The sequence below is a fragment of the Pseudomonas sp. LBUM1645 genome, from assembly GCF_059716185.1.
Map to the genome: position 1 here is coordinate 5,730,327 of NZ_CP166811.1, position 24,875 is coordinate 5,755,201.

Genomic DNA, 24,875 nt, shown 5'->3' on the forward strand with positions numbered 1-24,875 from the left:
TACGTTGCTCGCTACACATTTTTTGGAATCGCCCAGCAAAGACTGCTTGGTAATCGGCAACTCCTGCAATTCAGGCGAATCCACAGAAGTTGTATCAAGAAGGGAGCGTAGTCTACCGGAAAGCCCCTTTCAGCTCAAACCTAGATCTTCGTGCGGTGGCTGCCAATGCAAATTCCAACGGTCCTTTGCACTGCCGTCCAAGCCCCGCAGGTTGGCCACCGCCAGCAATTGCTCGCCGCGGTAGAGCAGCGGCAATCTGCCACGGGCGAACGCCGGCACACCACGCTCATTGAGCAAACGCTTCAGATCGCGATGGCCGCGACCGGGCAGATTCATCACCTCACCTCCCTCACGATAGCGGATATGCAGCAGGCCATCGGGGGTTCGGCCGGTGAGTGTGAGCACGCCGTTGTCCGGCAACACCAGCGATACCGAGGGGTTGGGCCAGTTTCCGACGGCGGGCGACGTGCGCAACCAACTGCCGGACAACCACCAGATACGCCCACCCGCCCGATGCAGTTCGCCATCCGCCAGCCGCCAGATCGGGCAGGCATCGCCGGTGGCATCACGTAAATTCTCCCAACCCGACCAATGGTCACTGTCCGGCAGTCGCGTCAGCGGTTCGAGCCAATGACTTAACGCATTTCGCTGACGAGCAGCGGACAGCGTTTCCAATGCCCCAAGCTCCAGGGACGGCAATCCCAGCCAATCAAAGTCATTGGCAGTGCTCGCGCCAGCCAGGTCGATTTGCGCAAGCTCATCGAGCAATCCCTGCGCTTCACTCAGATGTGCAGCACTGCGGGCCATGGTTGCCAGCGCTTGCGGCCAGCGCTCGGTCAACACAGGGACAACCTGATGCCGCAGGTAATTTCGCGAGAATTGCCGATCCTGGTTCGATGGGTCTTCGATCCAGCTCAGCCGATGCTCCGCCGCATAGGCTTCAAGTTCAGCCCGAGTGACATCGAGCAATGGCCGCAGCAGCTGTCCTTTACCGAGCGGGCGCTGGCGTGGCATCCCCGACAACCCCCTCACCCCTGCCCCACGCAACAGCCGAAACAACAACGTTTCCGCTTGATCGTCACGGTGCTGGGCGGTCATCAACACTTCATTGACCTGAGTCGCCTCGATGAACGCGGCATATCGCGCATCCCGGGCCGCACGCTCAAGGCTGGCGCCGGGTTGAACCTGCACGCGAACAACCTGCAGCGGCACACCCAGCGCATCACAGACCGACTGACAATGATCCGGCCACGCATCAGCCACAGCCTGAAGACCGTGATGAACATGGATGGCACTTAGCGCCGGCAAGGATTCGGTTTTTGCGAGGTGTGCGAGAAGGTGCAGCAGAACGGTGGAGTCGAGACCACCGGAGAAGGCGATGCGCCAGGTTGTGGCATTGCGCCAAGGAGCAAGTTGCTTGAGCAGTTTCGCTTGAAGTGACATGGACACACCAAAACCTGTAGGAGCCGAGCTTGCTCGCGATGAACGATAACGCGGTCGGTCTGTTAAACCGAGGCGTCCCAATCGCGGGCAAGCCTTGCTCCTACAAGGTGATGCAGGAGCGATCGATCAGAGACCGTAGCTCATCAGACGCTCGTAACGGCGAGCCAACAGCGCTTCGTTATCGAACTTCTTCAACATCGCCAGCTGCGAGCTCAGCTCGGCACGGATCGATGCAGCTGCAGCTGCCGGATTACGGTGCGCGCCGCCCAAAGGCTCGCCGATCACTTTATCCACAATACCCAGGCCTTTCAGGCGCTCGGCAGTGATGCCCATGGCTTCGGCAGCGTCCGGCGCTTTCTCGGCGGTCTTCCACAGAATCGAAGCGCAACCTTCCGGCGAAATCACCGCGTAAGTCGAGTACTGCAGCATGTTCAGTTGATCGCAAACGCCGATCGCCAGAGCTCCACCGGAACCACCCTCACCGATCACGGTGGCGATGATTGGGGTTTTCAGGCGTGCCATGACGCGCAGGTTCCAGGCAATCGCTTCGCTCTGGTTGCGCTCTTCAGCGTCGATACCAGGGTAAGCACCCGGGGTGTCGATGAAGGTCAGGATCGGCATTTTGAAACGTTCGGCCATTTCCATCAGGCGGCAAGCCTTGCGGTAGCCTTCCGGACGCGGCATGCCGAAGTTGCGGCGAACTTTCTCGCGCACTTCACGGCCTTTCTGGTGACCGATGATCATCACCGGCTCGTCGTCCAGACGGGCAATGCCGCCGACGATCGCAGCATCGTCGGAGAAGTGACGGTCGCCGTGCAGTTCGTCGAACTCGGTGAAGATGTGTTCGATGTAGTCCAGGGTATACGGACGTTTCGGGTGACGCGCCAGACGCGCGATCTGCCAGCTGGTCAGCTTGCCGAAGATGTCTTCGGTCAGCGTGCTGCTTTTGTCCTGCAGGCGGGAGATCTCATCGCCGATATTCAGCGAATTGTCATTACCGACCAAGCGCAACTCTTCGATCTTGGCTTGCAGGTCGGCGATCGGCTGTTCGAAATCTAGAAAATTCGGGTTCATAGGCGTCCGTCTTGGGTCGACATCCAAGAGAGCTTGGGCCGGCCGGTTGTCTATTCGCGCCCTACCTTAAGGGAGAGGCGCGTTCAGGTCGAGATTAAAAATTGGGTCGAGATCAGAGCTGCTCCCTTTTGGAAGAGCGGCACCTGACCGTCAACGGTATTGGAGGAAGACGTTGTCTCGCCCGAACTGGTCACGCAGGGCTTGAATCAAGGCATCCGCCGGGTCAATCCGCCAGGTCTCACCGAACTGCAGCAAGGCCTTCGCATCAGGACTGGTGTACTCCATCGTGATCGGGCACGCACCGCGGTGACGCTTGAACAACTCCCCCAGCCAGCGTAGCTGATCACCTTTCAAATCCTGGGTCTGCAGCTTCAAGCGCAGGCTTTCGGCCAGGTTGGTGCGCGCATCTTCCATGCTCATCACCCGCTTGACCCGCAGCCGCAAGCCACCGGAGAAGTCGTCATTACTGACTTCGCCTTCGACCACCACCATCGCGTCGGTCTGCAACAGCGACTGCGCCGAATGGAATGCTTCGGCGAACAGCGAGGCTTCGATCCGCCCGGAGCGGTCGTCGAGGGTGATGAAACCCATCTTGTCGCCCTTTTTGTTCTTCATCACCCGCAGAGCAATGATCATGCCCGCGACAGTCTGGGTATCACGGGCCGGTTTCAGGTCGATGATGCGCTGACGGGCGAAACGGCGGATCTCCCCTTCGTATTCGTCGATCGGGTGACCGGTCAGGTACAGGCCCAGGGTGTCTTTCTCCCCTTTCAGGCGTTCCTTGAGGGTCAGTTCCTTGGCCTTGCGGTGGTTGGCGTAGACATCAGCGTCTTCTTCGACGAACAGACCGCCAAACAGGTCGACATGACCGCTGTCGTGGGTACGCGCGGTTTGTTCGGCCGCCTTGATCGCCCCTTCCATGGCGTTCAGCAGGACCGCGCGGTTGCGGTCAATGTTGGCCTGATAGGCTTTCTGCTCGTCATGGAAGTAAGGACCCAGACGATCCAACGCACCGCTGCGGATCAAACCGTCCAGGGTGCGCTTGTTGATACGTTTGAGATCGACACGGGCGCAGAAATCGAACAGATCCTTGAACGGACCTTCCTGACGCGCCTCGGTGATGGCTTCCACCGGACCTTCGCCCACACCCTTGATCGCGCCGAGGCCGTAAATAATCCGGCCTTCGTCATTCACCGTGAACTTGAACTCCGAAGTATTCACATCCGGCGCGTCGAGGCGCAGCTTCATGGTGCGAATTTCTTCGATCAAGGTCACGACCTTGTCGGTGTTGTGCATATCCGCCGACAGTACCGCGGCCATGAATGGCGCCGGGTAGTGCGTTTTCAGCCATGCGGTCTGGTATGACACCAGGCCATAAGCGGCGGAGTGGGATTTGTTGAAGCCGTAACCGGCGAACTTCTCTACCAGGTCGAAAATGTTACCGGCCAGGTCGGCGTCGATATTGTTGGTCTTGCAACCATCAATGAAACCGCCGCGCTGCTTGGCCATTTCTTCGGGTTTTTTCTTACCCATGGCTCGACGCAGCATGTCCGCACCGCCGAGGGTGTAACCGGCCATGACCTGGGCAATCTGCATCACCTGTTCTTGATACAGGATGATGCCGTAAGTCGGAGCCAGAACCGGCTTGAGGCCTTCGTACTGGTAGTCCGAGTGCGGGTACGCGAGTTCGGCGCGACCGTGCTTACGGTTGATAAAGTCGTCCACCATGCCCGATTGCAATGGGCCCGGACGGAACAGGGCCACCAGTGCGATCAAGTCTTCCAGGCAGTCGGGCTTGAGCTTTTTGATCAGCTCTTTCATACCGCGCGACTCAAGCTGGAACACCGCGGTGGTTTCAGCTTTTTGCAGCAACTGGTAAGTCGGTTTGTCATCCAGCGGGATGAACGCGATATCCAGCGGCGGCTCATCGACCTTGGCGCGATCGCGGTTGATGGTTTTCAGCGCCCAGTCGATGACCGTCAGGGTCCGCAGTCCGAGGAAGTCGAACTTCACCAGACCCGCGGCTTCAACGTCATCCTTGTCGAACTGGGTGACCAGACCATCACCGGCCTCATCGCAATAAATCGGCGAGAAGTCAGTCAGCTTGGTCGGGGCAATAACAACACCACCGGCGTGCTTACCGACGTTACGCACAACGCCTTCCAGCTTGCGGGCCATTTCCCAGATTTCGGCGGCTTCTTCATCGACCTTGATGAAGTCACGCAGGATTTCTTCCTGCTCGTAGGCCTTTTCCAGGGTCATGCCGACTTCGAACGGAATCATCTTCGACAGACGATCCGCCAATCCGTAGGACTTGCCCTGCACCCGCGCCACGTCACGGACCACAGCCTTGGCCGCCATGGAACCGAACGTGATGATCTGGCTTACCGCGTTGCGGCCATATTTCTCGGCCACGTAGTCGATTACACGGTCGCGACCGTCCATGCAGAAGTCGACGTCGAAGTCGGGCATGGATACCCGTTCCGGGTTAAGGAAACGTTCGAACAGCAGGTCATATTCCAGCGGGTCGAGGTCGGTGATCTTCTGCACGTAGGCCACCAGCGACCCGGCACCCGATCCACGGCCTGGACCTACCGGCACGCCGTTGCTCTTGGCCCACTGGATAAAGTCCATAACGATCAGGAAGTAACCGGGAAACCCCATCTGGATAATGATATCCAGCTCGAAATTCAGCCGGTCGACGTAGACCTGACGCTTGGTTTCGTAGTCTTCGGTGGTGTCCTTGGGCAGCAGAACGCTGAGGCGATCTTCCAGACCATCAAAGGAAACCTTGCGGAAATACTCGTCGATGGTCATGCCATCGGGGATCGGGAAGTTGGGCAGGAAGTGAGTGCCCAGCTTCACGTCGATGTTGCAGCGCTTGGCAATCTCGACGGTGTTTTCCAGCGCTTCGGGAATGTCGCTGAACAACTCAGCCATTTCCTCAGCGCTTTTGAGGTATTGCTGATCGCTGTAATTTTTCGAACGCCGCGGATCGTCGAGGGCACGGCCCTCACCGATGCAAACGCGGGTTTCGTGAGCGGCGAAGTCTTCCTGCTTGATGAAGCGTACGTCGTTGGTCGCGACCAGCGGCGCACCGATTTTTTCAGCGAGGGCTACGGCACCGTGCAACTGTTCTTCGTCGTTGGGGCGGTTGGTGCGCTGGATTTCCAGGTAGAAGCGATCCGGGAACACGGCCATCCATTCGCGTGCCAGGTTTTCCGCTTCGGCCGGGTTGCCACTGAGCATCGCCAGACCGATCTCGCCTTCTTTCGCCGCCGACAGCATGATCAAGCCTTCGCTGGCTTCGGCCACCCACTCACGCTCGATGATGACCGAGCCATTGCGCTGACCATCGATGAAGCCGCGGGAAATCAGTTCGGTGAGGTTGCGATAACCCACGGCGTTCATCGCCAGCAGGCTGATCCGGCTCAGAACGTTATCCGGATCCTTGTTCGACAGCCACAGGTCGGCGCCACAGATCGGCTTGATCCCGGCGCCCATGGAGGCTTTATAGAATTTGACCAGGGAACACATATTGTTCTGGTCGGTGACCGCTACGGCAGGCATGTTCATGCCGACCAGGGTCTTGACCAGCGGTTTGATCCGCACCAGACCGTCGACCAGGGAATACTCAGTGTGCAGGCGTAGATGAACGAATGAAGCCGGCATAGTGATCCTGTCTAGAAACTAGAAACGTGAAGACAACAAGGCCCGGATTGTACCGGGCCTTGGCAAAAACATCAGCCTTGCGACTAACTCTCGATCAGGTTTTCCCGCGCCTCGTAAGCCAGGCGTACCGGGGCGAACGAGCGGCGGTGAATCGGCGTTGGCCCCAAGCGGGCCAGCGCCTCCAGGTGCACGGGCGTCGGGTAGCCTTTGTGGCCACCGATGCCGTACCCCGGGTAAATCAATTCGAACGCTGCCATCTCGCGGTCGCGGCTGACCTTGGCCAGAATCGACGCTGCCGCGATGGCCGGTACCTTACCATCGCCCTGCACCACCGCTTCGGCGCGCATCGACAGTTTTGGGCAACGGTTGCCATCGATCATCGCCAGTTTCGGCGTGATGTGCAGACCTTCGACGGCGCGTTGCATGGCCAGCATGGTGGCGTGCAGGATGTTCAACTCGTCGATTTCTTCGACTTCGGCGCGAGCAATGCACCAGCTCAGGGCTTTTTCGCAGATCTCGTCGTAGAGTTTTTCGCGGCGTGCTTCGGTGAGCTTCTTCGAGTCGTTCAGGCCCAGGATCGGACGGTTCGGATCGAGGATCACCGCGGCTGTCACCACCGCACCACAAAGCGGGCCGCGACCAACTTCGTCAACGCCGGCGACCAAATCTTCAACTTCGGCGACCAGGGTGAAGTCCAGGCCCATCTGAATGCTTGCTTTGCTCATTGTGTTTTGCCGATCAGGTTCAGTACCGCATCCGCCGCCTGATTGGAGGCGTCCAGACGTAAGGTACGGTGAATTTCATCGAAGCCGCGGGTCTGTTCTTCACCGCCTTCGATCAGTGGCGACAGTGTCTGGGCCAAGGCTTCAACGGTCGCATCGTCCTGCAACAACTCGGGCACCAACAAGCGCTGGGCCAGCAGGTTCGGCAACGAGATGTAGGGACTTTTCACCATGCGCTTGAGAATCCAGAACGTCAGCGGCGCCAAGCGGTACGCGACCACCATCGGCCGTTTGTACAACAACGCTTCAAGCGTCGCGGTTCCGGACGCGATCAGCACAGCGTCACAGGCTGCCAGGGCCAGATGGGATTTACCGTTGAGCAATGTTAGCGGCAGATCTCGGCCCGCCAGCAGCTCTTCAAGTTGCTTGCGGCGCTCAGGGCCAGCGCAAGGCATGACGAACCGCACACCAGGGCGCAGGGCTCGCAGACGCTGGGCCGTATCGAGGAACAAGGCGCCGAGCCGGCCAACTTCGCCACCGCGACTGCCGGGCATCAGAGCAACCAGCGGCCCGTCGGGCAAGCCGAGTTCAGCCCGCGCGGCGGCACGATCGGCTTCAAGCGGGATGGCGTCAGCCAGGGAATGCCCGACAAACCGCACCGGCACGCCCTTCTCTTCATAGAATTTCGCTTCGAACGGGAACAGCGTCAGCATCAGATCGCAGCCTTCGCGAATCTTTAGCACCCGTTTCTGCCGCCACGCCCAAACCGACGGGCTAACGTAATGCACGGTCTTGATCCCGGCCTGACGTAGCTTGAGTTCGATATTGAGGTTGAAGTCCGGGGCATCGATACCGATGAACACGTCCGGCTTCTCGGCGATCAGGTCGGCAACCAGTTTCTTGCGGCGTGCCAGCAACTCGCGCAAGCGGCCCAGCACTTCCACCAGGCCCATGACCGAAAGACGTTCCATCGGGAAATACGAGGTCAGGCCTTCGGCCTGCATCAGCGGACCGCCGACACCGATGAACTCGATTGCCGGGTGCTGAGCCTTGAGTGCGCGCATGAGACCCGCGCCAAGGATGTCGCCGGAAGCCTCACCCGCCACCAGCGCTATACGCAGATTAGCCATGATTAACGAGTGATGCCGCGGGTCGAAGACTGGATGGAATCACGGAACACCGCGACTTCCGGGAACTGATCCGAAGGCTCGGCCAGTTCGGCGAGTGCCTGTTCGACTGTCAGGCCCTGGCGATAAACCACCTTGTAGGCACGACGCAGCGCGTGGATCGCATCTTCGCTGAAACCGCGACGACGCATGCCTTCGAAGTTCATGCTGCGGGCTTCGGCCGGGTTGCCGAACACCGTAACGTACGCCGGGACGTCCTTGCCGATGGCGGTGCCCATACCGGAAAAGCTGTGGGCGCCGATATGGCAATACTGATGAACCAGGGTAAAACCGGACAGGATCGCCCAGTCTTCAACGTGCACATGGCCCGCCAACGCGGTGTTGTTGACCAGGATGCAGTTGTTGCCGATGACGCTGTCGTGGCCGATGTGGGCATAGGCCATGATCAGATTGTGATCACCCAGGGTCGTTTCAGAACGGTCCTGAACGGTCCCACGGTGAATCGTCACGCCTTCACGGATGACGTTGTGGTCACCGATGACCAGGCGGGTTTCTTCACCTTTGTATTTCAGATCGGGCGTGTCCTCGCCTACCGAAGAAAACTGGTAGATGCGGTTGTGCTTTCCGATTCGGGTCGGGCCTTTGAGAATCACATGCGGCCCGATCACTGTCCCCTCGCCGATTTCCACACCTGCACCGATGATCGACCAAGGGCCGACCTCGACGCCGTCGGCCAGGATAGCCGTCGGATCGATGATTGCGCGAGGGTCAATCAAACTCATAGTTTGCGTTCCGCGCAGATGATTTCAGCAGAGCAGACAGGCTTGCCATCGACCGAAGCCTGGCACTCGAACTTCCAGATCTGACGCTTGCAGCTGATGAAGCGGGCTTCGAGGATCAACTGATCGCCTGGGGTGACGGGCTGGCGAAAACGCAGCTTGTCGGACCCGACGAAGTAGTAGAGCGTGCCGTCGGCAGGCTTCACGTCGAGCATTTTGAAGCCAAGGATGCCGGCAGCCTGAGCCATCGCTTCGATGATCAATACGCCCGGCATGATTGGATGCGCGGGAAAGTGACCATTGAAGAAGGGTTCGTTGATGCTGACATTCTTGTAGGCGCGAATGCGCTTACCTTCCACATCCAGTTCCACGACCCGGTCCACCAGCAGGAACGGGTAACGGTGGGGCAGGTATTCGCGAATCTCGTTGATGTCCATCATTTCGGGGGGAAGCCTATGTAAAGATTGGGAGGCGCGACTGACGCGCACCCCTCTAGCAAATCAAGGAGGCAGTCTAGCGGCTGTGCACACTTGATATGGAAATGGTATCAGCCATCTGATGAAGCATTACCGTCAGGGGTCACTTCCCCTACACGCTTTTCCAGCTGTCGCAACCGCCGCGCGATGTCGTCGAGCTGACGGATACGGGCCGCGCTTTTGCGCCATTCGGCTGCCGGTTGCATGGCTGTACCGGAAGAATAGGAACCCTTTTCGGTAATCGAGTGGGTCACCATGGTCATCCCGGTGATGAAAACGTTGTCGCAAATTTCGATATGCCCCACCAGCCCTACGCCACCGGCGAGCATGCAATGCTTGCCGATTTTGGTGCTGCCGGAGATCCCCACACACGCCGCCATGGCGGTGTGATCACCGACCTGCACGTTGTGGGCGATCTGAATCTGGTTGTCGAGCTTCACACCGTTACCCAGAACGGTATCGGCCAGTGCACCGCGATCGATAGCGGTATTCACGCCAATCTCCACGTCGTCACCAACCAGCACACCACCGATCTGGGCGATTTTCTGCCAGACACCTTTCTCGTTGGCAAAACCGAAACCTTCGCCACCGAGCACAGCACCCGATTGAATCACCACCCGTTTACCGATGCGAACATCGTGGTACAGCGTGACTCGCGGGGCCAGCCAGCCGCCCTCGCCAATCTCGCAGCGGGCACCGATGAAGCAGTGCGCGCCAACGGTCACGCCCGCAGCAATACGCGCGCAGCTTTCGATCACCGCAAAAGCACCAATGCTCGCCGCTGGGTCGACCACTGCATCCGCTGCCACAACCGCTGTCGGATGAATACCGGCAGCCGCCTTTGGCTTGGGATCGAACAGATGGGATATCCGCGCGTAGGCCAGATACGGATCAGGCACCACCAGCGCATTACCAGCAAAACCTTCAGCGTCAGCGGCCTTCAGCAACAGGGCTGCGGCCCGGCTGTCAGCCAGGTATTTACGGTATTGAGGGTTTGCGAGAAAGCTCAACTGAGCTGGGCCAGCCTCTTGCAAAGTGGCTAGCCCAGTGATTTCTTTCTCCGGGTCGCCACGCAGTGTGGCGCCGAGGAACTCGGCCAATTGGCCGAGCTTTATAGTCGCTGTCATGGTTACTTCAGCTGATTCATGCGCTCGATAACCTGGCGAGTGATGTCGTACTGAGGTTTGACATCAATCACTGCGCCACGCTCGAAGACCAGGTCAAAAGCACCTTTCTTGATGACTTCTTCCACAGCGCTGTCCAGTTTCGGCTTGAGCTGTTTCAGCATTTCACGGTCGGCAACGGCTTTGGCTTCATTCAGTTCCTTGGACTGGAACTGGAAGTCACGGGCCTTCTGCTTGAACTCGAGTTCCAGGCGTTCACGCTCACCTTGCTGCATCTTGTCGCCGCCGGCCATCAGACGGTCCTGGATGCCTTTGGCACTGCTTTCCAGAGTCTTGAGTTTGCTCAGCTGTGGGCCGAACTTTTTCTCGGCATCCACGGCGTACTTCTTGGCCGCGTCGGATTCCAGCAGAGCCATTTGATAGTTCAGAACGGCGATTTTCATGTCGGCAAAAGCCGGACCTGCTACCAGTACGGTCGCCAGGAGAACCAATTGAGTCAACTTACGCACGATGCACTCCTACAAAATCCATTGTCGTTATCTTGGGTCAGACGCTTAGAACGTCTGGCCGAGGGAGAATTGGAACACTTGAGTCTCAGCGTCATTCGGTTTCTTGACCGGCATAGCCAACGCGAAGCTCAGAGGACCCAGTGCGGTAACCCAGGTCACGCCTACGCCGACGGAGCTGGCCATGTTGCTCAGGCTGATGTCGTTACACTCTGTCTGAGCGGTTGAACCGACATTCGCGTTCGTCGTTTTTTCGCACTTGGAGTCGAATACGTTACCCACATCCCAGAATACCGAAGTACGCAGGGAACGCTGATCCTTGACGAATGGCAGCGGGAACAGAACCTCGACACCACCCTGGATCAAAACGTTACCACCGAACGGCAGCGGATCCTGGTCCGGGTCGGCGAGCGTGCCGGTGTTACCCGTCACAGCAGCACCGCGACTTGGTGTACTGCGAGGACCGAGGGTGCTGTCCTTGAAGCCACGAACCGAGTTGAAACCACCAGCATAGTAGTTTTCATAGAACGGCAAGCCATCGGTAGAACCATAACCATCGCCATAGCCCAGTTCCGTGTGCAGGCGCATGGTGTAGTTTTCAGACAATGGCTGGAACAACTGGCCACGGTAATCAAGCTTGAAGAACGACAGGTCGCTGCCAGGCGTGGTGGTTTCCAGTGTCAGGCTTTGGGAATGACCACGGGTCGCCAATACGCCTTTGTTCAGTGTGGATTCGGACCAGCCGGCCGAAGCCTTGAAGTTCAGGTAGCTGTCGCCTTCCTTGTTAACGAAGTCGAAGATCTCGTCAACGGTGTATTGACCGGTCTTGATCTTGTCTTGTTGCGCGGTAAAGCCGAAGGTCAGACGCGAAGTCTCGCTGATCGGATAACCGACGCTCACGCCTGCACCCAGGCTGTCTACGGCATAGCTGGCTACATCGACGTCGAGGTCGTCGTAGTCGGTGGTGCGATAGAACGCGTTGTAACCCAGGCTCACGCCATCAGCAGTCCAGTACGGGTCGACGTAACCGAAGTTATAGCGGCTCTGGTATTGACTGCGGGTCAAGCCGATGCTGACTTTGTTACCCGTACCCAGGAAGTTGTTCTGGGTGATCGAACCACCGAGGATCAGACCGGCGCTCTGCGCAAAACCGACGCTGGCGGTAATCGAACCGGAAGCCTGTTCTTCAACGCTGTAGTTCACGTCTACCTGGTCGTCGACGCCCGGCACGGCCGGTGTTTCGACGTTGACTTCCTTGAAGAAGCCCAGACGTTCAAGACGAGTCTTGGATTGGTCGATCAGGTAAGTCGAAGCCCAGCCACCTTCCATCTGACGCATTTCACGGCGCAGCACTTCGTCTTCGGACTTGGTGTTGCCACGGAAGTTGATGCGGTTCACGTAAGCACGCTTGCCCGGATCGACGGCGAACGTGATGTCGACGGTGTGGTCTTCATCGTGAGGCTGAGGCACGCCGTTGACGTTGGCGAAGGTGTAACCCTCGTTACCCAGACGGCGGGTGATCAGTTCGGACGTGGTGGTCATCAACTTGCGCGAGAACACCTGGCCTTTCTGGACCAGCAGCAGAGACTTGACCTGGTCTTCAGGGACTTTCAGGTCGCCGCTCAGCTTGACGTCACGGACGGTGTACTTCTCGCCTTCATTGACGTTGACGGTGATATAGACGTGCTTCTTGTCCGGGGTGATGGACACCTGGGTCGAAGCGATATCCATGTTGATATAGCCACGGTCCAGGTAGTAGGAGCGCAGACGCTCCAGGTCACCGGAAAGTTTTTCACGAGCATACTTGTCATCGTTCTTGAAGAACGACAGCCAGTTGGTGGTCTTGAGTTCAAACAGGTCGATCAGGTCTTCATCAGGGAAGACGGTGTTACCCACCACGTTGATGTGCTGGATAGCAGCAACGGTGCCTTCGTTGATATTGACCTTCAACGCAACGCGGTTACGCGGCTGCGGCACCACTTCAGTGTCGACGGTAGCCGAGTAACGACCCTGAGCGACGTATTGGCGCTGCAGCTCGTTACGCACACCTTCGAGGGTGGCGCGCTGGAAGATCTCGCCTTCGGCCAGACCGGATTGTTTGAGGCCTTTCATCAGGTCTTCAGTGGAGATCGCCTTGTTACCCTCGATCTCGATACTGGCGACCGACGGACGCTCGACTACCGTGATGACCAGGACGTTGCCATCGCGGCCCAGCTGGATATCTTGAAAGAAACCGGTTTTGAACAACGCACGAGTGGATTCCACCAGGCGACGATCATCCGCCTGTTCACCGACGTTCAACGGCAAAGCACCAAAGACGCTACCCGCGGAGACCCGCTGGAGGCCATTGACGCGAATATCAGAGATAGTGAAGGACTCGGCGTGAACTTCGGCGATCATCAATACGGTGAGAACCGCAGTTAGCAGCAGACGTTTCATGAAGTCCTTTCTTATTCCAACTGGCAATAAACAAACTGCCGCAAAATGCGGCAGATTCGCAATTCAGCGAAGCGTTACAGTCGACCCAGATCATTGACAAGAGCAAGCAACATCACCCCGATCACCAAACTGATACCGATCTGTATCCCCCAACCCTGCACCCGATCCGACAAGGGGCGACCACGCGCCCACTCGATCAGATAAAACAACAAATGCCCCCCATCCAGTACAGGAATGGGCAACAAATTCAGAACTCCCAAGCTAATACTCAGATAAGCAAGGAAATTCAGGAAATCAGCGACACCCGACTGGGCAGAAGCGCCCGCCACTTTAGCAATGGTTATCGGTCCACTCAAGTTTTTTACCGAGAGCTCACCGAACAACATTTTCTTGAGCGAATCGAGGGTCAGTACGCTCATGGTCCAGGTGCGTCGAGCACCCTCCCCAATCGCTGCCACAGGACCATAACTAACTTCGCGAATCATCTCTGGCGGCCAATCAACTGCCTTCACCCCAGCCCCCAGATAACCACTGGGTGCCTTCTTCTCGCCGCGAGCGGCCAGCGTCACAGGGACGTCGATTTGAGCACCATCACGCTCGACGCGCAGCATGATTTTGGTATCAGGGTGCATACGGACCGTGTCCACCACCTGCTGCCAGTCATCAAGCGACTTGCCGTCCAGAGCCAACAGTCGGTCACCGGTCTTCAGGCCAGCAGCCTGTGCCGGGCCTTTCGGATCAAGTTCGGCCAGGACCGGTGGCAGCGCCGGACGCCAAGGGCGCAAACCCAGCGAACGAATCGGATCCGGCTCATCGGCACCCTTGAGCCATTTATCCAGCATCAGCTCACGGGGCGAATCCACTGTGGAACCCTGATCACGGACCAGCAACTGCAGGGAACCGCTCTCCCCAAGACGACGGACCAACTGCAGGTTCACCGCGGCCCAGCCGGAAGTTGGCTCGCCATCGATGGCAATGATTTCCTGGCCCGCGTTCAAACCAGCCTTGGCGGCGATACTGCCGGATTCGACTGCACCAATGACCGGGCGCACTTGCTCGCTGCCGAGCATGGCGAGCACCCAGAAAAAAATCATCGCCAGTAAAAAGTTGGCAATCGGACCCGCCGATACGATAGCGATACGCTGGCGGACGGATTTGCGATTGAAGGATTGATCAAGCTGATCGGCCGGCACTTCGCCTTCGCGCTCGTCGAGCATTTTCACGTAACCGCCCAGCGGGATCGCGGCGACGACGAACTCAGTGCCTTTCTTGTCGTGCCAGCGCAGCAACGGCATACCGAAGCCTACGGAGAAACGCAGCACTTTGACCCCACAGCGACGTGCGACCCAAAAATGGCCGAATTCGTGGAAGGTGACCAGCACACCCAAAGCCACCAGGGTGCCGACAATCATATAGAGCGCGCTCATCTACTTTCTCCGCAATCCTGTCCAGTGCCGCATGGGTCAACGTATTGCAGCACTTACCGCCCGTGACGACTCAACCATTGTTCGGCCAGTAATCGCGCTTTCGCGTCGGCCGTGAACACTGCCTCGAGATCGTCAACCGCAACTACGGGCTCGAGATTCAACACTTCTTCGATGATACTCGCGATTTCCGGGTAGCGAACCCGCCCGTCGAGAAAGGCCGCGACCGCCACTTCATTCGCCGCATTAAGCATGGCCGGCGCGCTATTGCCGGATTCGGCTGCCTGACGCGCAAGACGCAAACATGGGAATCGCTCTTCATCAGGCGCCTGGAAGTCCAGCCGCGCAATTGCAAACAGGTCCAGCGGCGCAACACCCGAATCGATCCGCTCCGGCCAGGCCAGCGCGTTGGCGATCGGCGTGCGCATGTCAGGGTTACCTAACTGGGCCAATACCGAACCGTCGACGTAATCGACCAGCGAATGAATCACGCTTTGAGGATGAATCACCACTTCGACCTGGGACGGCTTGGCATCAAACAGCCAGCAGGCTTCGATCAGCTCCAGCCCCTTGTTCATCATGCTGGCCGAATCCACCGAAATCTTGCGCCCCATGGACCAGTTCGGGTGGGCACACGCTTGCTCAGGGGAAACATGCACCAGCTCAGCCATAGGTGTCTGTCGGAACGGACCGCCAGAGGCCGTGAGTAAAATCCGACGCACCCCGACGGCACTCAGCCCACGAGCGAAATCCTGTGGCATGCACTGGAAAATCGCGTTGTGCTCGCTGTCGATCGGCAGCAACACCGAACCACTCTTGCGCACCGCCTGCATGAACAGCGCACCGGACATCACCAGTGCTTCTTTGTTGGCCAGGAGGATTTTCTTGCCGGCTTCGACCGCCGCCAGAGTCGGTCGCAAGCCCGCAGCGCCAACGATGGCCGCCATGACCGCATCGACCTCAGGATCGGAAGCAACCTGACACAGACCCTCCTCACCCACCAGCACGCGGGTCGGCAGGCCTGCGGCGCGCAGGTCGTCCTGCAAACCTCGGGCAGCACCCGCCTCAGGCACTACGGCGAACCGCGGCGTATGACGAACACACAGCGCCAACAGCTCGCTCAGACGGGTGAAACCGCTCAAGGCGAAAACCTGATAACGCTCGGGATGGCGAGCGATGACATCAAGCGTGCTCAGACCAATCGAACCGGTCGCCCCCAGGACTGTAATCTGCTGCGGGCGGCTCACGGTGCCGCCATCCACAGCAGCACAGCAAACACTGGAATCGCTGCAGTCAGGCTGTCGATACGGTCCAGCACGCCGCCGTGACCCGGTAGCAGATTACTGCTGTCCTTGATCCCGGACTGACGCTTGAACATGCTTTCGGTGAGATCACCTACCACCGAGATAAACACGATGATGGCTGCACCAATCAGACCTTTGAACAGCTGCGCCACCGTCCAGTCTCGAACCAGACCGACAATGACAGTAATGAACAGACTCGCCGCGAGGCCGCCGTAGACGCCCTCCCAGCTTTTGCCGGGACTGACCTGTGGCGCCAGCTTGCGCTTGCCAAAGGCACGGCCAGAGAAGTAAGCACCGATATCAGCGCCCCAGACCAGCACCATCACCGCCATGATCAGCCAGTTGCCCAAAGGCTCCTGCTTGATCTGAACCAGACCTTGCCAGGCGGGCAGCAGGATCAGCAGACCGATCACCAGCTTGCAGGCAGCGCTGGACCAGAGTTCGCTGGAGCGCGGATACGTCAGCACCAGATAGGTTGCAACGCCCCACCAAAGCACCGAAGCGCCCAATACCCAAGGCGCGAGCCCAGGCACGATATGCATGACAAACAGCATCAACGCGACCACAGCTGCATAGGCAATGCGGATCGGCTGCTCAGTGAAGCCTGCCAGGCGAGCCCACTCCCATGCACCGAGGGTCACGACCAGCCCGATGAACAGCGCAAAACCGGTGCCTTCGAGCAGGAAAAACCCGCACAGGGCAATCGGCAGCAAGATCAGCGCAGTGATGATTCGTTGTTTAAGCATTAAACCCGGGCTCCAGCCTCGACCTGCTCGCTCGTTTTACCGAAGCGGCGCTGCCGAGAAGCAAAATCGGCCAGCGCGGTACGCATGGCATCGTGTTTGAAGTCCGGCCAGAACAGGTCGGAGAAGTACAACTCGGCGTAAGCCAGTTGCCACAGCAGGAAGTTACTGATGCGGTGCTCGCCACCGGTACGGATGCACAAGTCCGGCAACGGCAAATCGCCGGTAGCCAGGCAGGTTTGCAACAGTTCGGGGGTAATGTCTTCCGGTCGCAGGTGCCCGGCCTGAACTTCCCGAGCCAGACGCTGTGCGGCCTGCGCGATATCCCACTGTCCGCCATAGTTGGCAGCGATCTGCAGAACGAAGCGATTGGTGCCCGCCGTCATTGCCTCAGCTTCACGCATGGCAGCCTGAAGCTCTGGATGAAAGCGCGAACGGTCACCAATAATGCGCAAACTGATGTTGTTTTCGTTCAGGCGCTTGGCCTCGCGGCGCAATGCCTTGAAGAACAGATCCATCAAGGCGCTGACCTCGTCGGCCGGGCGCTGCCAGTTCTCGCTGGAGAAGGCGAACAGGGTCAATACTTCGACCCCGGCCTCAGCACACACCTCGATCACCGCACGAACCGCATCCACGCCCGCTTTATGACCGGCGACACCCGGCATAAAGCGCTTTTTCGCCCAGCGATTATTACCATCCATGATGATCGCGACATGGCGCGGCACCGCGGACGGCGCAGTCTGCTTGGTCTTTTCCATGAAAACGCGACCCTTATACGGCCATCAGGTCTTTTTCTTTCTGTGCCAGATTCGCGTCGATTTCAGCCACGTACTTCTTGGTCAAATCGTCGATCTCGCCAGTGGCGCGACGTTCTTCGTCTTCGCTTATTTCTTTTTCCTTGACCAGATCCTTCAGCGAGCTGTTGGCATCGCGACGGATGTTGCGCACGGCAACACGAGCATCTTCAGCGACATCGCGAGCCTGCTTGGTGAAGCCCTTACGGGTTTCTTCGGTCAGGGCCGGCATGGAGATCAGCAGCAATTCACCCAGGTTGGTCGGGTTGAGGTTCAGACCCGCGCTACCGATGGCCTTGTCGACGGCACCCAGCATGTTGCGCTCAAAGGCAACGACTTGCAGGGTACGGGCGTCTTTGACGGTGATGTTCGCCACTTGCTTGATCGGAGTGTCGGAACCGTAATACGGCACCATCACGCCTTCAAGGATGCTCGGGTGCGCCTGGCCGGTACGAATACGGCCGAAGTTGTGCAGCAGCGACTCGACGGATTTTTTCATGCGCTCTTGAGCGTCTTTCTTGATTTCGTTGATCATTGTTGGCCTTCCTCGATCAGGGTCCCTTCAGCGCCGCCATGTACGATATTCAGCAGGGCGCCGGGCTTGTTCATGTTAAATACGCGCAACGGCATCTTGTGGTCGCGGCACAGGCAAATGGCGGTCAGATCCATCACGCCCAGCTTGCGATCCAGCACTTCATCGTAAGTCAGATGATCGAACTTCTCGGCATGCGGGTCTTTGAATGGGTCAGCGGTGTAGACGCCATCGACCTTGGTCGCCTTGAGCACGACATCGGCATCGATTTCGATTGCACGCAAGCACGCTGCCGAATCCGTGGTGAAGAACGGATTGCCGGTACCGGCCGCGAAAATCACGACTTCCTTGGCGTTCAAGTGGCGCATGGCTTTGCGGCGATCATAGTGATCGGTTACGCCAACCATGGAAATGGCCGACATCACGATGGCCGAGATATTGGCACGTTCCAGCGCATCGCGCATGGCCAGGGCGTTCATCACAGTGGCCAGCATGCCCATGTGGTCGCCGGTAACCCGATCCATGCCGGCCGCGCTCAGCGCTGCACCGCGGAACAGGTTGCCGCCGCCGATCACCAGACCGACCTGAACACCGATGCCGACCAGTTGGCCGACTTCCAGCGCCATGCGATCCAGAACTTTCGGATCGATCCCGAACTCTTCCGAGCCCATCAGGGCCTCGCCGCTAAGCTTGAGTAGAATGCGTTTATAGCGAGCCTGATAACCACTGCCCTGCTGAGCCATTGCGAATCTCTCCTGCGGCGTATTTTAAAAATTCTTTGCGAGCTGTTTACAGCTGGCGCTCACTCTAACTTGGCGCTGCTTCAGCGCCATCGGAACATGGCTTTGTAAGCCAGTTCCAAAAGGAAACCAATTAAAAATTGGTGCCCCATCTGAAAAGAGGCTGCGCGCGTGAGCGGGCAGCCTCTTCAGGGCGACAGTTAAAAAACCGTCTTATTGCTTGGCGGCAGCCAGCTGGGCAGCAACTTCTTCAGCGAAGTTGTCGACCGGCTTCTCGATGCCATCGCCTACTTTGAAGTAGGTGAAGGAAACGATTTCAGCACCGGCTTTCTTGGCCAGTTCGCCAACCTTGATTTCAGGGTTCTTGACGAACGCCTGCTCAACCAGGCTCGCTTCAGCCAGGAACTTGCTGATACGGCCTTTGACCATGTTTTCAACAATGTTTTCTGGCTTGCCGGCGATCTTGTCAGCGTTGAGGGTCAGGAACACGCCTTTCTCACGCTCGACCGCTTCAGCGGAAACTTCCGATGGCAGCAGGAATTCAGGGTTGGTCGCCGCTACGTGCATGGCGATGTCTTTGGCCAGCTCAACGCTGCCGCCTTTAAGGGCAACCACAACACCAATCTTGTTGCCGTGCAGGTAACCACCAACAACATCACCTTCAACGCGAGCCAGGCGACGGATGTTGACGTTTTCGCCAACCTTGCCGACCAGAACCAGGCGATCGGCTTCTTGAGCTGCGATCAGCGGAGCGACGTCAGTCAGTTTGTCAGCGAACGCTTTTTCAACGCTGGAAGCGACAAATGCCTTGAAGTCGTCCTGCAGAGCCAGGAAGTCGGTCTGCGAGTTCACTTCCAGCAGAACGGCGGATTTACCGTCTTCTTTAAGAGCGATAGCGCCTTCAGCGGCAACGTTGCCAGCTTTCTTGGCAGCCTTGATGGCGCCCGAAGCACGCATGTCATCAATGGCTTTTTCGATGTCGCCGCCGGCCTTGGTCAAGGCCTTTTTGCAGTCCATCATGCCTTCGCCAGTACGCTCGCGCAGTTCTTTGACCAACGCTGCAGTAATCTCTGCCATTTCAAAATTCCTCTTGGATAGGTTTTCAACCATTCCACCCGATCGAACGGGCGATCAATTCTTCCCGAACCACCCTTGCTGGCTGCTGCAGGTTACAGAGGCTGTAACTGCGCTGCCGACAAACGGTTTTCGAGGTGGCAAAAAGGGGGCCAAGCCCCCTTTTTGCTTACTGAGTCAACGCCAAGGCGTCAATTACTCAGCTGCTGCTACCGGAGCTTCTTCAACGAACTGCTCGGTGCCGCCAGCAACGTGGTTGCGACCGCGGATAACTGCGTCAGCCATCGAACCCATGTACAGCTGGATAGCGCGGATTGCGTCATCGTTGCCTGGGATGATGTAGTCAACGCCTTCCGGGCTGCTGTTGGTATCGACTACGCCGATAACCGGGATGCCCAGTTTGTTGGCTTCGGTGATCGCGATGCGCTCGTGATCAACGTCGATAACGAACAGTGCGTCTGGCAGACCGCCCATGTCCTTGATACCACCCAGGGAACGATCGAGCTTCTCAAGATCGCGAGTGCGCATTAGCGCTTCTTTCTTGGTCAGCTTGGCGAAAGTACCGTCTTCGGCTTGCACTTCAAGGTCACGCAGACGCTTGATAGAAGCACGGATGGTTTTGAAGTTGGTCAGCATGCCGCCCAACCAGCGGTGATCGACGTACGGCGAACCGCAACGTGCTGCTTCTTCAGCAACGATCTTGCCAGCGGAACGCTTGGTGCCGACGAACAGAATCTTGTTTTTGCCCTGGGCCAGACGCTCTACGAAAGTCAGAGCTTCGTTGAACATTGGCAGGGTTTTTTCAAGGTTGATGATGTGGATCTTGTTACGCGCGCCGAAAATGTATTTACCCATTTTCGGGTTCCAGTAACGGGTCTGGTGACCGAAGTGCACACCGGCCTTCAGCATATCGCGCATGTTGACTTGGGACATGATAGTTCCTTAATAAGTCGGGTTTGGCCTCCACGTATCCCAATGACCAACCAGCAGCATCAGCTGAAGGCACCCAGGTCATCGTGTCGACACGTGTGTGGATTTAGGCTTTTCAGGGGATCCCCGGAAAGCGGCGCATTTTATATCACAAGGCTGAAAAAAACGGAACCCGGATTGTTAAATCCTGTCGCGCGCCTTGGTTCCGCCCCTTGGAATCCTCCAAGAATGCGCCATTCTATAAGGAGAAGCGATGCACAGAGGCTCAGATTTGCGCTGCTCGTCTGTTAGAATCGCGTTTTTCAGGGCCGCGAAGATCGACCGCGCAACGCCCATCCCGTTTTAGAAGGCGCCATCGAGCGCAGAGAGAGCCTGTATGACCGTCACCCTCAAAACCCCAGAGGACATCGCAAAAATGCGCATCGCCGGCAAACTGGCCGCCGATGTGCTGGAAATGATTGCCGAACATGTCAAGCCGGGCATTACCACTGAAGAACTGGACCGCATCTGCCACGACTACATCGTCAACGAGCAGAAAGCCATCCCTGCCCCGCTCAACTACAAGGGTTTCCCGAAGTCGATCTGCACCTCGATCAACCACGTGGTCTGCCACGGCATTCCGAACGAGAAGCCATTGAAGGATGGCGACACGCTGAACATCGACGTCACCGTCATCAAGGACGGCTACCACGGCGACACCAGCCGCATGTTCCACGTCGGCACCGTTCCGGTCTGGGCAGAGCGCCTGTCGCAAATCACCCAGGAATGCATGTACAAGGCCATCGAAATCGTCAAACCCGGCTGCCGTCTGGGCGACATCGGTGAAGTGATCCAGAAGCACGCTGAAAAGAACGGTTTTTCCGTTGTTCGCGAATTCTGCGGTCACGGCATCGGCAAGGTGTTCCACGAAGAGCCGCAGATCCTGCACTACGGCCGCGCTGGCACCGGCATGGAACTGAAAGCCGGCATGACGTTTACCATTGAGCCGATGATCAATCAGGGCAAAGCGGACACCAAGGTGTTGGGCGACGGCTGGACCGCGATCACCAAGGACCGCAAGCTGTCGGCACAGTGGGAACACACCCTGCTGGTAACCGAAACCGGTTACGAAATCTTCACCCTGCGCGCCGACGACACCATCCCGCGCGTTTCGGCCTGATCCGGGCGCGCAGCTCCTCAGCCTTATAGACAGGAAAGCCAATCGATGCCGCAGGTGGATCCCGAACTCTTCGACCGTGGCCAGTTCCAGGCTGAACTGGCCCTGAAGGCAAGCCCGATCGCGGCCTTCAAAAAGGCGATTCGCCAGGCCCGCGAGGTGCTCGACGAGCGCTTTCGCAGCGGCCGCGAGATTCGCCGGTTGATCGAGGATCGCGCCTGGTTCGTCGATAACATCCTGCAAAAGGCCTGGGAGCAGTTCAATTGGAGCGAAGACGCCGACATCGCGCTGGTCGCGGTCGGCGGCTACGGTCGCGGCGAGTTGCACCCTTATTCCGACATCGATTTGCTGATCCTGCTGGACAGCGCCGATCACGAAGTTTTCCGAGATTCCATCGAGCGTTTTCTGACGCTGTTGTGGGACATCGGCCTTGAAGTCGGTCAGAGCGTTCGCTCCGTGGACGAGTGCGTCCAGGAGGCCCGCGCCGACCTGACGGTCGTCACCAACCTGATGGAAAGTCGTACCATCTGCGGCCCCGAGCGCTTGCGCCAGCGCATGCTGGACGTCACCAGCACCGCGCACATGTGGCCGAGCAAGGACTTCTTCCTGGCCAAACGCGCCGAGCAGAAGGCCCGTCACCACAAGTACAACGACACCGAATACAACCTGGAACCCAACGTCAAAGGCTCGCCCGGCGGCCTACGGGATATTCAGACGATTCTGTGGGTGGCCCGTCGTGAATACGGCACCCTGAACCTGCGGGCCCTGGCTGGCGAAGGTTTCCTGGTCGAGAGCGAAAACGCGCTGCTGGCCTCCTCCCAGGAATTCCTGTGGAAGGTTCGTTACGCCCTGCACATGCTCGCCGGCCGTTCCGAAGACCGCCTGCTGTTTGATCACCAGCGCACCATTGCCGGGCTGCTGGGTTTCAAAGGCGATGACGCCAAGCAAGCCATCGAAAACTTCATGCAACAGTATTACCGGGTGGTCATGAGCATTGCCCAGCTCAGCGACCTGATCATCCAGCACTTCGAGGAAGTCATCCTCGCGCCCGAAGACGAAGCGCCACCGCAGCCGATCAACTCGCGATTCCAGCTGCACGACGGTTACATCGAGGCGCGCAACGACAACGTGTTCCGCCGTACACCGTTCGCCATGCTGGAAATCTTCGTATTGATGGCCCAGCAGCCGGAAATCAAAGGCGTGCGCGCCGACACCATTCGTCTGCTGCGAGAAAACCGTCACCTGATAGACGACGATTTCCGCAACGACATCCGCAATACCAGCCTGTTTATCGAACTGTTCAAGTGCAAGATCGGCATCCATCGCAACCTGCGACGGATGAACCGTTACGGCATCCTCGGGCGCTACTTGCCGGAGTTCGGCTTCATCGTCGGGCAGATGCAGCACGACCTGTTTCACATCTATACGGTCGATGCTCACACCCTGAACCTGATCAAACATCTGCGTAAGTTGCAGTACACCCAGGTGTCGGAAAAATTCCCGCTGGCCAGCAAGCTCATGGGCAAATTGCCCAAACCCGAGCTGATCTACCTGGCCGGCCTGTACCACGACATCGGCAAGGGCCGGCATGGCGATCACTCGGAAATCGGCGCCGTGGATGCCGAAGCCTTTTGCCAGCGCCATCAGTTGCCGGTGTGGGACAGCCGCCTGATCGTCTGGCTGGTGCAGAACCATTTGGTGATGTCGACCACGGCCCAGCGCAAGGACTTGTCCGACCCGCAGGTCATCCACGATTTTGCGCAGATCGTCGGCGACGAAACTCACCTCGATTATCTGTATGTACTGACCGTCGCCGACATCAACGCCACCAACCCGACGCTGTGGAATTCCTGGCGCGCCAGCCTGTTGCGCCAGCTCTACACCGAGACCAAGCGTGCCTTGCGCCGCGGCCTGGAAAACCCGGTCGATCGCGAAGAGCAGATTCGCCAGACCCAGAGCGCAGCACTGGATATTCTGGTGCGCGGCGGCACCGATCCGGACGACGTCGAGCAGCTGTGGGCACAATTGGGCGATGACTATTTCCTGCGCCACACCGCCGGCGACGTGGCCTGGCACAGTGACGCGATCCTCCAGCAGCCGGCCGACGGCGGGCCGCTGGTGCTGATCAAGGAAACCACCCAGCGCGAGTTCGAAGGCGGCACGCAGATCTTTATCTACGCGCCGGATCAGCACGACTTCTTCGCCGTGACCGTGGCTGCAATGGACCAGCTCAACCTGAACATTCACGACGCCCGGGTCATCACCTCCAGCAGCCAGTTCACCCTCGACACCTACATCGTGCTCGACACCGACGGCGACTCGATCGGCGATAACCCGGCGCGGGTCAAACAAATCCGCGACGGCCTGACCGAAGCCCTGCGCAACCCGGACGACTACCCGACCATCATTCAGCGTCGGGTACCGCGCCAGCTCAAGCATTTCGCGTTTGCGCCACAGGTGACGATCCACAACGACGCCCAACGCCCGGTAACAGTGCTGGAGCTCAGCGCCCCGGATCGCCCCGGCCTGTTGGCGCGGATCGGCACGATCTTCCTGGAGTTCGACTTGTCGCTACAGAACGCCAAGATCGCCACCTTGGGCGAGCGCGTGGAAGACGTGTTCTTCATCACCGACGCGAACAACCAGCCGTTGTCCGACCCATTGCTGTGCAGCCGCTTGCAGGATGCAATCGTCGAACAGCTGACCGTCAGTAACGAACCCGATATCAAACTGTCGCGCATCAGCATTTGATTTGAATTAACAAACTTCCCCCCTGTGGGAATGAGCAACCCCAAGAATGTTCAGTTAAACGAAAC

At 58.2% G+C, this 24,875-nt stretch carries 20 protein-coding genes; 2 read left to right on the forward strand and 18 right to left on the reverse strand.

Going from position 1 to position 24,875, the window contains the following annotated elements:
* Window positions 1-129: 129 nt before the first annotated feature.
* From tilS to rpsB, 18 genes are all read right to left on the reverse strand, one after another.
* On the reverse strand, window positions 130-1,443 hold the full coding sequence (tilS, locus tag ACA079_RS26030) for a tRNA lysidine(34) synthetase TilS (protein ID WP_497701439.1): 1,314 nt from the start codon (window positions 1,441-1,443) through the stop codon (window positions 130-132).
* A gap of 126 nt (window positions 1,444-1,569) precedes the next feature.
* Window positions 1,570-2,517, reverse strand: coding sequence for an acetyl-CoA carboxylase carboxyltransferase subunit alpha (locus tag ACA079_RS26035; RefSeq protein ID WP_497643534.1), 948 nt, complete (start codon window positions 2,515-2,517; stop codon window positions 1,570-1,572).
* 150 nt (window positions 2,518-2,667) lie between these two features.
* Window positions 2,668-6,189, reverse strand: coding sequence for a DNA polymerase III subunit alpha (dnaE, locus tag ACA079_RS26040; protein ID WP_497701440.1), 3,522 nt, complete (start codon window positions 6,187-6,189; stop codon window positions 2,668-2,670).
* Window positions 6,190-6,272: 83 nt separating this feature from the next.
* Window positions 6,273-6,899 carry a ribonuclease HII gene (gene rnhB / locus ACA079_RS26045; RefSeq protein ID WP_161990825.1) on the reverse strand — a complete coding sequence of 209 codons (627 nt, stop codon included), beginning with the start codon at window positions 6,897-6,899 and terminating at the stop codon, window positions 6,273-6,275.
* Window positions 6,900-6,910: 11 nt separating this feature from the next.
* Window positions 6,911-8,041, reverse strand: a complete 1,131-nt coding sequence (gene lpxB / locus ACA079_RS26050) for a lipid-A-disaccharide synthase (protein ID WP_497701441.1) — start codon at window positions 8,039-8,041, stop codon at window positions 6,911-6,913.
* Window positions 8,042-8,043: 2 nt separating this feature from the next.
* Window positions 8,044-8,820 carry an acyl-ACP--UDP-N-acetylglucosamine O-acyltransferase gene (gene lpxA / locus ACA079_RS26055; RefSeq protein ID WP_497701442.1) on the reverse strand — a complete coding sequence of 259 codons (777 nt, stop codon included), beginning with the start codon at window positions 8,818-8,820 and terminating at the stop codon, window positions 8,044-8,046.
* Entirely contained in the window at window positions 8,817-9,257 is a 441-nt protein-coding gene (fabZ, locus tag ACA079_RS26060) for a 3-hydroxyacyl-ACP dehydratase FabZ (protein WP_017336708.1), read from the reverse strand. Before fabZ ends, lpxA begins: the two co-directional genes overlap by 4 nt.
* Window positions 9,258-9,364: 107 nt before the next feature.
* Entirely contained in the window at window positions 9,365-10,420 is a 1,056-nt protein-coding gene (gene lpxD / locus ACA079_RS26065; RefSeq protein ID WP_223433361.1) for a UDP-3-O-(3-hydroxymyristoyl)glucosamine N-acyltransferase, read from the reverse strand.
* Between the two features lie 2 nt (window positions 10,421-10,422).
* Window positions 10,423-10,926: an OmpH/Skp family outer membrane protein gene (locus tag ACA079_RS26070; RefSeq protein WP_010462812.1), complete on the reverse strand. Its 504-nt coding sequence runs from the start codon at window positions 10,924-10,926 to the stop codon at window positions 10,423-10,425.
* 45 nt (window positions 10,927-10,971) lie between these two features.
* Window positions 10,972-13,362 (reverse strand): outer membrane protein assembly factor BamA, encoded by a 2,391-nt coding sequence (gene bamA, locus ACA079_RS26075; protein ID WP_497701443.1) that lies wholly within the window; start codon window positions 13,360-13,362, stop codon window positions 10,972-10,974.
* Window positions 13,363-13,436: 74 nt separating this feature from the next.
* Window positions 13,437-14,789, reverse strand: a complete 1,353-nt coding sequence (gene rseP, locus ACA079_RS26080) for a sigma E protease regulator RseP (RefSeq protein ID WP_497701444.1) — start codon at window positions 14,787-14,789, stop codon at window positions 13,437-13,439.
* 53 nt (window positions 14,790-14,842) lie between these two features.
* On the reverse strand, window positions 14,843-16,033 hold the full coding sequence (ispC, locus tag ACA079_RS26085; RefSeq protein WP_497701445.1) for a 1-deoxy-D-xylulose-5-phosphate reductoisomerase: 1,191 nt from the start codon (window positions 16,031-16,033) through the stop codon (window positions 14,843-14,845).
* Window positions 16,030-16,836, reverse strand: coding sequence for a phosphatidate cytidylyltransferase (locus ACA079_RS26090; RefSeq protein WP_415771118.1), 807 nt, complete (start codon window positions 16,834-16,836; stop codon window positions 16,030-16,032). The genes ispC and ACA079_RS26090 overlap by 4 nt, the downstream gene beginning before the upstream one ends.
* Entirely contained in the window at window positions 16,836-17,591 is a 756-nt protein-coding gene (gene uppS / locus ACA079_RS26095; protein WP_033056297.1) for a polyprenyl diphosphate synthase, read from the reverse strand. Before uppS ends, ACA079_RS26090 begins: the two co-directional genes overlap by 1 nt.
* Window positions 17,592-17,604: 13 nt before the next feature.
* Window positions 17,605-18,162, reverse strand: a complete 558-nt coding sequence (gene frr, locus ACA079_RS26100; protein ID WP_208669802.1) for a ribosome recycling factor — start codon at window positions 18,160-18,162, stop codon at window positions 17,605-17,607.
* Complete coding sequence (pyrH, locus tag ACA079_RS26105) at window positions 18,159-18,902, reverse strand: UMP kinase (RefSeq protein ID WP_003172271.1); 744 nt, start codon at window positions 18,900-18,902, stop codon at window positions 18,159-18,161. The genes frr and pyrH overlap by 4 nt, the downstream gene beginning before the upstream one ends.
* 210 nt (window positions 18,903-19,112) lie before the next feature.
* Complete coding sequence (gene tsf, locus ACA079_RS26110) at window positions 19,113-19,976, reverse strand: translation elongation factor Ts (protein WP_033056302.1); 864 nt, start codon at window positions 19,974-19,976, stop codon at window positions 19,113-19,115.
* A gap of 192 nt (window positions 19,977-20,168) precedes the next feature.
* A complete protein-coding gene (rpsB, locus tag ACA079_RS26115; RefSeq protein WP_003219330.1) occupies window positions 20,169-20,906 on the reverse strand; it encodes a 30S ribosomal protein S2 in 738 nt (245 codons plus the stop codon).
* 373 nt (window positions 20,907-21,279) lie between these two features.
* On the opposite strand from rpsB, the gene map reads away from it, so the two are divergent.
* Together map and ACA079_RS26125 are read left to right on the forward strand one after the other, a co-directional pair.
* Window positions 21,280-22,062 (forward strand): type I methionyl aminopeptidase, encoded by a 783-nt coding sequence (gene map / locus ACA079_RS26120; RefSeq protein WP_123365851.1) that lies wholly within the window; start codon window positions 21,280-21,282, stop codon window positions 22,060-22,062.
* 45 nt (window positions 22,063-22,107) lie between these two features.
* Window positions 22,108-24,810: a [protein-PII] uridylyltransferase gene (locus ACA079_RS26125; protein WP_497701446.1), complete on the forward strand. Its 2,703-nt coding sequence runs from the start codon at window positions 22,108-22,110 to the stop codon at window positions 24,808-24,810.
* Window positions 24,811-24,875 lie beyond the last annotated feature (65 nt).